Raw genomic sequence first — 12,166 nt, forward strand, 5'->3', positions numbered from 1 at the left:
ATGTAATCGTTGACATCGTGTTTTTTGTGATGTTGTATACGTTAACATCGCAAATTGGCGATCGAGCCTTCACGGCTCCCGCAGATCTCGAAACAGGGCACCGGCGCATGCGACGGCCCGCCATTGGAGGCTTATCAGTGAAGAAGTTGAACGTTGCACTCATCGGCACCGGCTTTATGGGCAAGGCCCATTCCATCGCCACCGCCGTCGTGCCGATCCTGTTCGGGTCCCCCGTCGACATCGAGCGCAAGGTGGTCGTCGATATCGACGAGGAACTGGCGCAGAACGCCGCCAAGCAGTACGGCTTTGCCGAATACGCCACCGACTGGCGCCAGGTCGTCTCGCGCCCCGACATCGATATCGTCGACATCTGCACCCCCAACAGCACCCATGCCGAGATTGCCATTGCCGCCGCCAAGGCGGGCAAGCACATCATGTGCGAAAAGCCGATGTCGATGACGGTGGCCGAGGCCGAGGCGATGCTGGCCGCCGCCAACGAGACCGGCGTGGTGACGATGGTCTCCTACAACTACCGCCACACGCCCGCCCTGCAAATGGCCAAGCGCCTGATCGACGAGGGCCGCATCGGCGACATCCTGACCTTCCGCGGCTATTACCTCCAGGACTGGGGCGCCGATCCGGAAAAGCCGCTCTCCTGGCGCTTCAACAAGGCGCTGGCCGGTTCCGGCACGCTTGGCGACATCGGCACCCATGTGATCGATGCCGCACGCCTGCTCGTCGGCGAATTCGAGCAGGTGAACGCCATCGTCAAGACCTTCATCCCGGAACGCCCGCTGCCGGCCGGCCGCTTCTTCGGCCCGAGCGGGGCGGCCTCCTCGGAAAAGGGCAAGGTCGACGTCGACGACACCGCGCTGACGATGATCAAGTTTGCAGGCGGCGCGCACGGCACGATCGAAGTGACGCGCAATTCCTGGGGCCATCATAACCAGCTCGGCTTCGAGATCCACGGAACCCGCGGCTCGATCGCCTTCGATTACCAGCGCCTCAACGAGTTGCGGGTCGCCTTTGCCGACGATCCGGCCGACGCCTTCGGCTTCCGCACCATCTATTCCGGCCCGAACCAGCCCTTCGGCGACAAGCTGTGGCCGGTGGCCGGCATGGGGCAGGGCTACATCGATATCAAATCGATCGAATGGTACAACTTCCTGCAGGCCATCGCCGACAACAAGCCGGCCTCACCCGACTTCCGCGACGGCGTGCAGATCGAGCGCATCGCCGAAGCCATTCTCGTCTCCGGGCAGAACGGCGCCTGGGAAACCATCAAGCAATCCGCCGCCTGAGGAAGACTTCGATGACGATCAAGCTCGCAATGCACACCTGGCCCTATGCAAGCAACCCGACATGGCTGCCGGCCTATACGCTTGAGGAAACCATCCGCCGCATCAAGAAGATCGGCTATGACGCCATCGAGATCGGCGCCGCCAGCCCGCATGTCTTTCCGCCGACGCTGAGCCCGCAGCGGCGCAAGGATCTCGGCCGGATGCTGAAGGATTACGAGCTCGAGCTGGCCGCCATGCTGCCGGCCCATGGCGGCGGCCCCGGCAACAACGTCGCATCGCCGATCCCCGAAGAGCGCCGCTGGGCGATCGACCATTACAAGGACATGGTCCAGCTCACCGCCGACTGGGGCGGCAAGCGGCTGATCTGCCTGCCGGGATGGTACATCTTCGGCACCACCTACCGCCAGGCGTGGGACTGGGCGGCACAGGCGATCGGCGAAATCGCCCGCTTCGCCCAGGACTTCGGCGTCGAGATCGTCATCGAACCCACCCCGGAAGACAGCAACATCGTCAATACCTGCGACAACACCATCGACATGATGAAGGATGTCGGCCAGCCGAACGTGCGCCTGATGTTCGACAGCCATCACGTCATCACCCAAAAGGAAGTGATGAGCGACTACGTCTATGCCATGGGCAAGGACCTCGTCCATATCCACGCCTCCGACAACAACCGCCTGCCGCCGGGCATGGGAAGGGGAGACTTTCCCGCCCTCATCGATGCCCTCGCCGAAACCGGCTTCGACGGATACCTCTCCATGGAGTGCGGCTTCCACCAGCGCGGCATCGAGCCGGACTGGGTCGCCCGCGTCTGCCTCGAATATCTCAAACCAATCGTCGATGCTGCAAACGCAAGAATCGACAATAGGATGTAATCGTTAACACCGGACGTCGTGCACCAGGACGATGCGCGTCTCCGACCAGCGAGGTGAGCATTGATGTCAAAGCCCCCCACGATCCGGGACGTCGCGCGTTTGTCGGGTGTTTCGACTGCGACCGTCTCGCGATATTTCTCGGGAAAGGCGGACTCGGTCTCTCCTCATAAGATCGAAAGCGTTCGCCGGGCGGCCAAGTCCTTAGGCTATACCCCTTCGGAGATCGGCCGCTCGCTTCGCCTTGCGCAAAGTCGCGTGGTCATGATGCTGGTGCCCGACGCGACCAACCACTTCACGGCCGATATCGCCGTGTCGGTGGAAAGCGCGCTCAAAGAGATCGGTCTGTCGATGGTTCTCGCCAATACCGGCGAGAACGCGATCCAGCAGGACCGGCTTCTTGCCGACGCGCTGGGGCTGAGAGCGCGCGCAATCGTTCTTCAGGGAGCGATCGATACGCCGAAATTACGCGAACTGGCCGCACGGCAGAACAATCTGATCTTCGTCAACCGGCGCCCGGCTCAAGGAATTCTCGCGCCCTATGTCGGGATCGACAACTTCCAGGCCGGCTTGGCGGTCGGGCGCCATTTCGTCGAGCGCGGTTATACCAACTGCGTGGCGATCCACGGTCCGCGACATTATTCGGGCAGCACCGCACGACTGGACGGCTTCCTCGCCGGGATCGGGGAGGATGCCAAAGTTCTGCAGTTCGAGAGCGCCTATACCATGCAAGCCGGCTACGACTGTGCGTCGCGCCTGCTCGAAGCCGAGCCGAAGAAATACTCGATATTCTGCGCCAACGACATGATCGCCTATGGCGTCTATCGGGCAGCCCTCGAGAGAAGGATGCAAGTGCCTGAGGACCTGGTGGTTTGCGGCTTTGACGATAATCGCCTGAACGAATGGCTGGCACCCTGGCTTACGACAGTGAAGGTTCCGGCCTTGGACTTCGGCCCGGCCATTGCCGAACTGATTACCACGCCGCGTCCCGATGACGAGCAGATCAAGAACATCATTCTGCCGTTCACACTGCAGCTCCGACAATCGGCGTGATCACTAGCCGTCCTTACAGGAGGAGGACGGTCCGGACAATTCTGGGTGCTTCCGGACGCCCGATCAAGAAACAGGGGAATAACGACATGAAACGAATGATCCTTGGAACTGCCATGATGGTACTTGCGGCGTCTGCCGCGCATGCCGGTGACATCGGCGTGACCATTTCCCACTCCGACTCGAACCTGGCGGTTCTGGTGCAGGGCATCAAAGACGAGGCTGGCAAACTGAAACAGCCGCTGCAGATCGAATTTGCCGAAGGCGACGTCAACCGGCAGCTGTCGCAGGTTCAAAACTTCATTGCCGCCAAGGTCGATGCGATCATCGTCAACACGGTGGAAACCTCGGCCACGCCGACGATGACCAAGATGGCGGCGGATGCCGGCATTCCGCTGGTTTACGTCAACAACACGCCGAGCGACGTCAAGGAGCTCGGGCCGAAGGCGGCATTTGTCGGTTCCGACGAACATGTTGCCGGCATGCTGCAGGCAGAGGAAGTCTGCCGTGTCCTGAAGGAAGCCAAGAAGACCGACGAGGCCGGCATCCTGATCATCCAGGGCGTGCTGGCGAACGAGACGGCCGTGTTGCGCAGCAAGGCGGTTCATGACGTCGCGGCCAAGCCGGAATGCAACTTCATGAAGATCATCGACGAGCAGTCTGCCAACTGGGATCCGGTCAAGGCGCAGGATCTGATGACCAACTGGATCACCGCCGGCTACAAGCCGGTGGCGGTGCTGGCCAACAACGACGAAATGGCCATCGGCGCCGTCAACTCGCTGAAGGCGGCCGGCTGGGACATGAAGGATGTCGTCATTGCCGGTGTCGACGCCACCAAGGAAGCGATGCATTACATGCAAAACGGTGATCTCGACGTCACCGTCTTCCAGGACGCACTCGGACAGGGCGCCGGCTCGGTGGATGCTGCCGTCAAGCTCGCCAAGGGCGAGAAAGTCGAATCCCCGATGTGGATCCCCTACGAGCTGGTCAATCCGGCCAATGTCGAGAAATACCTCGCCAAGAACTGATCGCCGCTCGGCTTCGGATGTGCCCGCAAAGGCACATCCGAAGCCGGAACCTCTATGCATAGAAAGCAGAAGGTCTGCCACGATGCCGAATATCTCACCATCGACCGTCAAGGCGGTCCGGGAAAGCGGCGCTGTTCCGACAGCCGAATATCTCCTGGAGGTCAAAGATGTCCGCAAGGAATTTGCCGGAAACGTTGCGCTGGATGACGTCTCCTTCCGCCTGAGACGCGGCACGGTTCATGCCCTTATGGGCGAAAACGGTGCCGGCAAGTCCACGCTGATGAAGATCATTGCCGGCATCTACACGCCGGACGCAGGAGAGTTTTTCTTAAACGGCCTTCCCATTCGGCTCAGCAGTCCGCTCGACGCCCTCGACAACGGCATCGCCATGATTCATCAGGAGCTCAATCTGATGAACCATATGACGATTGCGGAAAACATCTGGATCCGGCGTGAACCAAAGAACCGTTTTGGTCTCGTCGATCACAAGGAACTGCACAGCCGCACCTACAAGCTTTTCGAAGAATTGGGCATTGATCTCGACCCCGACCAAAGGGTCGGTCTGCTTTCGGTTGCCAGCCGTCAGATGGTCGAGATTGCCAAGGCGGTTTCCTATGAATCGGATGTCCTGATCATGGACGAACCGACCTCCGCGCTCACCGAACGCGAGGTCGAGCATCTTTTCCGTATCATCAGGACGCTGAGGGAACGGGGAAAGGGCATCATCTATATCACCCACAAGATGAACGAGCTTTTCGAAATTTCCGACGAGGTGTCGATTTTCCGCGACGGCAAACACATCGCGACCAAGGCTGCGCAAGACCTGACCCGCGAAGAAGTCATCCGCATGATGGTGGGGCGCGAGATCTCGCAGATGTTTCCCAAGGTGGAGGCTAAAATCGGCGACGTCGTGCTCAGCGTCCGCGATCTATGTCTCAAAGGTATCTTCCAGGACGTCTCGTTCGACCTTCATGCCGGCGAGATTCTCGGGATCGCCGGGCTTGTCGGCGCCGGTCGCTCCAACATTGCTGAAACGCTCTTTGGCGTGACGCCGGCGACATCAGGTACGATCGAGATCAGAGGCAAGTCCGTCAACGTCAGTTCTCCCGCCGTCGCCATGGAAAACGGGATGGCCTTCCTCACTGAAGACCGGAAGGAATCCGGCTGCTTCCTGCTGCTGGACATTCAACAGAACATGCAGATGGCCGCCCTCCATGGCGGGTATGTGCGTCGCGGCTTCGTCGAGCAGAAGCGGCTGTCGCAGGACTGCGAGACGATGACGACATCGCTGCGGGTCAAGACCCCCGGCATGGGGGAGAAGATCCTGAATCTTTCCGGCGGCAATCAGCAGAAGGTGCTGATCGGCCGCTGGCTGCTGACAAAGCCGAGCGTCCTCATCCTCGATGAACCCACGCGCGGTATCGACGTCGGCGCCAAGGCCGAGATCCACCGAATGATTTCCACGCTCGCCTCCGAAGGCGTGGCCGTCATCATGATTTCCTCGGAACTGCCCGAGATCCTCGGAATGAGCGACCGGGTCATGACCATCCGGCAAGGACGCGTGTCCGGCATCCTCGATCGGGCTGAGGCCGATCAAGTCAAGATCATGGAGCTCGCAGCACAATGACGATAACCCCTGGGGCCACGGTTGTGGCGGAAAAGCGTGTGGTGAAGCGCAAGTTTCACAGTGAGATGTCGATGGCGCTGGTGCTGGTCGGCATTGCCCTTGCCTTCGAGATCCTCGGCTGGGTCTTCGTCGGCAGTTCGTTCCTCGGCAATGAGCAGCGCCTGTCGATCATCATCCTGCAGGTCTCGGTGATCGGCATTCTGGCCGTCGGCGTCACCCATGTCATCATCACCGGCGGCATCGACCTGGCCTCCGGCTCGGTGGTCGGGCTGGCCGCCATGGTCGCCGCCTCGCTGGCGCAAAGCTCGACAGATGTGCGCGCCCTTTATCCCGCACTCACCGATCTCTCGCCGATCTGGCCGATCCTCGCCGGCCTCATCGTCGGCCTGCTGGCCGGATGGGTCAGCGGTCTCCTGATCGCCAAGACCGGCATTCCCCCCTTCATCGCCACGCTCGGCATGATGGTCTGCGCCAGAGGTGTGGCCAAGTGGTACACGCTCGGACAGCCGATCGCTCTCCTGACGCCGCAATTCACCTGGCTCGGCAAGAGCTTCATCGTCTTCGGCTTTCCCGTGCCGCTGCCGGTGATCATCTTCCTCGGCGTCGCCGTGCTCTCCCACATCGCCCTCGGTTATACGCGCTACGGCAAATATACCTATGCGATCGGCTCCAATCCCCAGGCGGCGCGCGTCTCCGGCATCAATATCGGCGCCCATCTGATCAAGGTCTATGCCGTCGCCGGACTGCTGTCGGGGCTGGCCGGAGTGGTCACCGCAGCCCGGGCCGCATCCGCCCAGCCGACCATGGGCACCGCTTACGAACTCGACGCCATCGCCGCAGCCGTCATCGGCGGAACATCGCTCGCCGGCGGCGCAGGACGCATCACCGGAACGCTGATCGGAACCATCATCCTCGGCATCATCACCTCAGGATTCACATTCCTCAAGATCGGCTCCTACTACCAGGAGATCATCAAGGGAACCATCATCGTCCTTGCCGTCGTCATCGATCAATACAGGCGATCAAAACAAGCAAGAGCGTGAAGTGACCAGGCGGCAGAGCGACGTCTATGGACATGACCGGACCAATCCGATGATGTGGAGGTCGCGAAACTTCACGACGACCGCAAAGCGGCAATTGAAAGGGCAGAACATGGCAAGCATCGACCTCAACAGCGATCTCGGCGAAAGCTTCGGTGCATGGGCAATGGGTGACGATGTTTCGATGCTGTCGATCGTCACCAGCGCCAACATTGCCTGCGGCTTCCATGCCGGTGATCCGGCGGGCATCCTGTCCGTTTTAAAGGAAGCGGCAAAACGCGGCGTCTCGGTCGGAGCCCATATCGGTTACCGCGATCTCGTCGGGTTCGGTCGCCGCAACATGGATCCGTCCAGCGACGAACTCGTCGGCGATACCATCTACCAGATCGGCGCTTTGCAGGCTCTGGCAAAAGCCGCAGGCACCCGGGTGCGTTATGTAAAGCCGCATGGGGCACTGTACAACACGATTGCCACTGATGCCCGGCAGGCCTACGATGTCATCACCGGTATCAAGGCGGTCGATCCCTCGCTCGCCTTGCTGGCGCTTTCCGGGGCGCCCATCGTCGAGCAGGCGCGTGCGGCCGGGCTCACGGTTGTCTGCGAGGCCTTCGCCGATCGGGCCTACAACGCCGATGGCAGCCTCGTCAGCCGCCGCTTGCCGGGCTCGGTCGTCCACGACCCCGAAACCATTGCCAAGCGGATGCTGCGCCTGGTGGCGGACGGTCGCATCACGGCGGTTGATGGCACGGACATAAGGCTCGAAGCGCAATCGATCTGTGTCCACGGCGATACTCCGGCGGCCGTGGCCATCGCTCAGACTTTGCGCGAAGCATTGATGAGCAACGGCGTCGGTCTCAAGCCTTTCACGGATGTCGACCATGACTGACAAGCTGCGTTTTCTGCCCGCCGGCAGCCATGCCTTTCTCGTCGAGCTCGACGGTCTGGAAAAGACGCTGACGCTGCTCGATCGCCTTCTGGCCGATCGGCCGGAGGGAGTCGTCGAACTGGTGCCTGCCGCCCGAACAGTGATGCTCCGCTTCGATCCCCATGTGACGGATCGGGCACGGCTTTGCGCGCATATATGCGCGCTTGATCTCGGTCATCGCAGCGCTCGCCAGGGCGAGACGATCGAGATCCCGGTCAGCTATGACGGCGAGGATCTCGCCGAAGTCGCCGAAATCCTCGGCTGGCCGGTTGATGATGTCATCCGTCGCCACACGGAAGCCACCTACACGGTTGCCTTCACCGGTTTTGCGCCCGGCTTTGCCTATATGACCTCGGACGATCCGGACTTCGACCTGCCGCGCCGCAAGAGCCCGCGCGTGCGCATTCCCGCTGGCTCCGTGGCGCTCGGGGGTAAATTCGGCGGCGTCTATCCCTCGGACAGTCCGGGCGGCTGGCAGCTCATCGGCACGACCCCGTTGAAGATGTGGGACACCAAACGACCGCGCGCCGCACTTCTGGCGCCGGGTGATCGCGTCCACTTTCGTGACATCGCAAAAGGCGCCGTGGTTGCGGCCGCCGCTATCCCGGAGCCCGAAGCCGTGCAAGCCGGGGCCGGACTTGCCGTCACCCGCGCCGATAGACCGGCACTGTTTCAAGACCTGGGCCGGCCCGGCCGCGGCAACCAAGGCGTGTCGGAATCCGGTGCGCTCGACCGTGCATGCCTGATCGAGGCCAATCTGTATGTCGGCAATCGGCGCAATGCAGCTGCCTTGGAAATTGCTTTCGGCGGCTTCGCCCTCAAAACCGATCGACCGGTCACGCTCGCCGTGACCGGTGCGCCTGCGCCGCTTGTTATATCGACCGAAGACGGTCGTTCCGTCGCCGCACCCTTCGCTCAGCCCTTCGCGCTCGATGCCGGCGACGAACTGACGCTCGGCTTTCCCACGGAAGGCATGCGCAGTTACATAGCGTTGCGCGGCGGTTTCGCTGTCGAACCCATTCTCGGCTCGGCTGCCACCGACACATTGGCAAAAGTCGGGCCGGCGCCGGTTACAGCAGGCGATGTCCTGGTGCCGGCCGACGCACCCCTCTCTGCCGTCGATCCCTTCCGGCGCGACGCACGAGCGCTGCCTAGAGCTGGAGATACCGTGACGCTCGACGTCGTCCTTGGCCCGCGGACCGACTGGTTCACGGCAAAGGGTGTCGAGACACTCACAACGCAAATGTGGCAGGTGACGGCTGAATCGAGCCGCGTCGGCATGCGGCTTGCCGGAGCCGAGCCGCTGGAGCGGAAGGATGCCGCCGAATTGCCGTCGGAGGGCACCCCCATCGGGACAATTCAGGTGCCGCACAGCGGGCAACCGGTGCTCTTCCTGGCCGATCATCCGTTGACTGGCGGCTATCCGGTGATCGGTGTCGTGGCCAGCTACCACCTTGATCTCGCCGGCCAGATACCGATCGGCGCCAATATCCGCTTCAATGTCGTCGCCCCATTCGATCCGCTCGTCAGGGAAACCAACCGATGAAAAAATTGCTCATTGCCAATCGCGGCGAAATCGCCATCCGTATCAGCCGCGCCGCCCGCGATTATGGCATCGCCTCGGTCGCGATCTATTCGGATGCCGATGCTGCCTCGCTGCATGTCGACCTTGCCGACGATGCCTATTGCCTGGGCGCCGGCCGCCCGGCCGACACCTATCTGAATATCGGAAAGATCCTGGAAATCGCGCGACGCGCCGGCGCCGATGCGGTCCATCCCGGTTACGGATTCTTGTCCGAGCGTGCCGAATTCGCCAGCGCCGTCATCGATGCCGGCCTTATCTGGGTCGGTCCCAAGCCTGAGGTCATCACGGCGCTTGGCGATAAGGTAGAAGCACGACGGATCGCCGAAAAGGTCGGGGCGCCTCTTGTCAAAGGATCGGACGGTCCTCTGGCCACCGCCGAGGAAGCCATCGCCTTTGCCCGGCAGGCCGGTTTGCCGCTGGCGATCAAGGCTGCCTTCGGCGGCGGTGGCCGCGGCATGAAGGTCGTTCATCGCATCGAGGATGTCGGCGAGTTCTTCGAATCCGCCGTGCGCGAGGCGAAGGAAGCCTTCGGACGCGGCGAATGTTATGCCGAGCAGTTCCTGGAAAAACCACGCCATATCGAGGCGCAGATCATCGCCGACAGCCACGGCAATACGGTGGTGCTCGGCACCCGCGACTGCTCGCTGCAGCGGCGCAATCAAAAGCTTGTCGAGGAGGCGCCGGCACCATTCATCTCCGAGGAGCAGCGCAGCCGCATTCACGATGCCGCCAGGGCGATCTGCGCTTCAGCCGGCTATACCGGCGCCGGCACGGTTGAATTCCTTCTATCGCAGAACGGAGTCATTTCTTTCCTCGAGGTCAATACCCGCCTGCAGGTCGAACATCCGGTGACGGAGGAAACGACCGGCGTCGATATTGTCATCGAGCAGCTGCGCATCGCCGATGGGCTGCCGCTGTCGGTCACGCAGACACCTGGCCCACGCGGCCATGCCTTCGAATTCCGCATCAATGCCGAGGATCCGGGCCGTGGGTTTCTGCCGACACCGGGGTTGATCACGGGTTTTCGCGCCCCGTCCGGTCCTGGCATCCGGCTCGACAGCGGCGTGGAAGCCGGCTCCGAAATTCCCGGCCTTTATGACTCGATGATGGCCAAACTGATCGTTACCGGCGCGACCCGCGAGGAAGCGTTGATCCGCGCCCGCCGGGCGCTTGCGGAATTCAAGATCGAAGGCGTCGCCTCCGTGCTGCCGTTCCACCGGGCCGTGCTGGAGGAACCGGCTTTCACCGGTGAGGATGGGTTCAAGGTCTTCACCAACTGGATCGAGACAGAATTCCGTGGCGTCGAGCCGGCACCGCGAGTTGATCCGGTGGAAGGCGGACTGCTGCGAAGCTTCATCGAGATCGACGGCAAACGCCATGCGTTCGGCCTTCCAGCTGGGCTGTTTTCGGGCGCTGCGGCTCCAAGAACGACGTCAGGCCCTGTATCCGCCAGTGCAAACAGCAATGCGCTGACGGCGCCGATCCCCGGCACCCTGCAAAAATGGAACGTCGAAGATGGCGCGCAAGTTGCCGAAGGCGAGGCGGTCGCCGTGATAGAGGCCATGAAGATGGAAACCCGGGTGCTGGCGCCGAAGGCCGGCCGCATCTCCATCAAGGCCGCACAAGGCGCGGTGGTCGCGCTCGGTGCGGAGCTGGCAACGATAGAGTGACGGATAGGCAAATCGGATGGTGACCATTCTCGACACGATCAATCCCGACGCCAAGCGCGTGCGCCATCCGGAGAAGGCGCATCGGCCGGATACGGAAGTCATGCGCAAGCCGGACTGGATCCGCGTCAAGGCGCCGACCTCCAAGGGTTATGCCGAGACGCGGGCGATCGTGAAGGAGCACAAGCTCGTCACCGTCTGCGAAGAGGCGGGTTGCCCGAATATCGGCGAGTGCTGGGACAAGAAGCACGCCACCTTCATGATCATGGGCGAGATCTGCACCCGCGCCTGCGCCTTCTGCAACGTCTCAACCGGCAAGCCGAACGCACTCGATATGGCCGAGCCTGAGAACGTCGCCAAGGCCGTCAAGGAAATGGGCCTCAGCCACGTCGTCATCACTTCGGTCGACCGCGATGATCTGGCAGATGGTGGTGCCGAACATTTCGAAAAGGTGATCTGGGCGATCCGCGCCGTCTCGCCGATGACGACGGTCGAGATCCTGACGCCCGACTTCCTGAAGAAGCCGGGCGCCTTGGAACGCGTCGTCGCCGCCAAGCCCGATGTCTTCAACCACAATATGGAAACGGTCCCCGGCAACTATCTGACGGTCCGCCCCGGCGCCCGCTATTTCCATTCCATCCGGCTCTTGCAGCGGGTGAAGGAACTCGATCCGACCATGTTCACCAAGTCGGGCATCATGGTCGGCCTTGGCGAGGAGCGCAACGAGGTGCTGCAGCTGATGGACGACCTGCGCACCGCCGATGTCGATTTCCTCACGATCGGCCAGTATCTGCAGCCGACCCGCAAGCACCACAAGGTCGAAAGCTTCGTCACCCCCGAGGAATTCAAGTCCTACGAGACGGTCGCCTACAGCAAGGGCTTCCTGATGGTCGCCTCCAGCCCGCTGACCCGCTCCTCCCACCATGCCGGCGACGACTTTGCCCGGCTGAGGGCGGCGCGCGAAAAAGCCCGGCGACCGCAGCGAGATCCCGTACCCGGGAACGGGAGGCCCCTCGATTGCGCAATGGGTGTGATTTGACCGTCGGACGGACGAAGCACGCAAGGGAAAGA

The 12,166-nt window shown here is 62.0% G+C and carries 10 protein-coding genes; all 10 read left to right on the forward strand.

Going from position 1 to position 12,166, the window contains the following annotated elements; all coding sequences use genetic code 11:
- Positions 1-137 precede the first annotated feature (137 nt).
- Positions 138-1,301, forward strand: coding sequence for a Gfo/Idh/MocA family protein (locus tag AMK05_RS30635; protein ID WP_064843937.1), 1,164 nt, complete (start codon positions 138-140; stop codon positions 1,299-1,301).
- An 11-nt stretch (positions 1,302-1,312) separates the two neighbouring features.
- A complete protein-coding gene (locus AMK05_RS30640) occupies positions 1,313-2,176 on the forward strand; it encodes a sugar phosphate isomerase/epimerase family protein (protein ID WP_064843938.1) in 864 nt (287 codons plus the stop codon).
- A 63-nt stretch (positions 2,177-2,239) separates the two neighbouring features.
- The gene (locus AMK05_RS30645) at positions 2,240-3,226 is read left to right on the forward strand and encodes a LacI family DNA-binding transcriptional regulator (RefSeq protein ID WP_064843939.1); all 987 of its coding nucleotides are present in this window, start codon (positions 2,240-2,242) and stop codon (positions 3,224-3,226) included.
- An 86-nt stretch (positions 3,227-3,312) separates the two neighbouring features.
- Positions 3,313-4,251: a substrate-binding domain-containing protein gene (locus AMK05_RS30650; RefSeq protein ID WP_064843940.1), complete on the forward strand. Its 939-nt coding sequence runs from the start codon at positions 3,313-3,315 to the stop codon at positions 4,249-4,251.
- Positions 4,252-4,333: 82 nt separating this feature from the next.
- On the forward strand, positions 4,334-5,878 hold the full coding sequence (locus AMK05_RS30655) for a sugar ABC transporter ATP-binding protein (RefSeq protein ID WP_064843941.1): 1,545 nt from the start codon (positions 4,334-4,336) through the stop codon (positions 5,876-5,878).
- Entirely contained in the window at positions 5,875-6,921 is a 1,047-nt protein-coding gene (locus tag AMK05_RS30660; RefSeq protein ID WP_064843942.1) for an ABC transporter permease, read from the forward strand. The genes AMK05_RS30655 and AMK05_RS30660 overlap by 4 nt, the downstream gene beginning before the upstream one ends.
- 109 nt (positions 6,922-7,030) lie before the next feature.
- Positions 7,031-7,804, forward strand: coding sequence for a LamB/YcsF family protein (locus AMK05_RS30665; protein ID WP_064843963.1), 774 nt, complete (start codon positions 7,031-7,033; stop codon positions 7,802-7,804).
- Complete coding sequence (locus AMK05_RS30670) at positions 7,797-9,389, forward strand: urea amidolyase family protein (protein WP_064844968.1); 1,593 nt, start codon at positions 7,797-7,799, stop codon at positions 9,387-9,389. The genes AMK05_RS30665 and AMK05_RS30670 overlap by 8 nt, the downstream gene beginning before the upstream one ends.
- The gene (locus AMK05_RS30675; RefSeq protein WP_064843965.1) at positions 9,386-11,098 is read left to right on the forward strand and encodes an acetyl/propionyl/methylcrotonyl-CoA carboxylase subunit alpha; all 1,713 of its coding nucleotides are present in this window, start codon (positions 9,386-9,388) and stop codon (positions 11,096-11,098) included. Before AMK05_RS30670 ends, AMK05_RS30675 begins: the two co-directional genes overlap by 4 nt.
- A gap of 16 nt (positions 11,099-11,114) precedes the next feature.
- Positions 11,115-12,134 (forward strand): lipoyl synthase, encoded by a 1,020-nt coding sequence (gene lipA / locus AMK05_RS30680; RefSeq protein WP_237352287.1) that lies wholly within the window; start codon positions 11,115-11,117, stop codon positions 12,132-12,134.
- Positions 12,135-12,166 lie beyond the last annotated feature (32 nt).

Source organism: Rhizobium sp. N324, assembly GCF_001664485.1.
Taxonomy (GTDB): domain Bacteria; phylum Pseudomonadota; class Alphaproteobacteria; order Rhizobiales; family Rhizobiaceae; genus Rhizobium.

Excerpts from the sequence above, each read along its gene's own strand:
- AMK05_RS30640 (WP_064843938.1), top strand. The coding sequence starts at position 1,313 with ATGACGATCAAGCTCGCAATGCACACCTGGCCCTATGCAAGCAACCCG.
- AMK05_RS30655 (WP_064843941.1), top strand. The coding sequence starts at position 4,334 with ATGCCGAATATCTCACCATCGACCGTCAAGGCGGTCCGGGAAAGCGGC.
- AMK05_RS30665 (WP_064843963.1), top strand. The coding sequence starts at position 7,031 with ATGGCAAGCATCGACCTCAACAGCGATCTCGGCGAAAGCTTCGGTGCA.
- AMK05_RS30660 (WP_064843942.1), top strand. The coding sequence starts at position 5,875 with ATGACGATAACCCCTGGGGCCACGGTTGTGGCGGAAAAGCGTGTGGTG.
- AMK05_RS30670 (WP_064844968.1), top strand. The coding sequence starts at position 7,797 with ATGACTGACAAGCTGCGTTTTCTGCCCGCCGGCAGCCATGCCTTTCTC.
- AMK05_RS30650 (WP_064843940.1), top strand. The coding sequence starts at position 3,313 with ATGAAACGAATGATCCTTGGAACTGCCATGATGGTACTTGCGGCGTCT.
- AMK05_RS30645 (WP_064843939.1), top strand. The coding sequence starts at position 2,240 with ATGTCAAAGCCCCCCACGATCCGGGACGTCGCGCGTTTGTCGGGTGTT.
- lipA (WP_237352287.1), top strand. The coding sequence starts at position 11,115 with ATGGTGACCATTCTCGACACGATCAATCCCGACGCCAAGCGCGTGCGC.
- AMK05_RS30675 (WP_064843965.1), top strand. The coding sequence starts at position 9,386 with ATGAAAAAATTGCTCATTGCCAATCGCGGCGAAATCGCCATCCGTATC.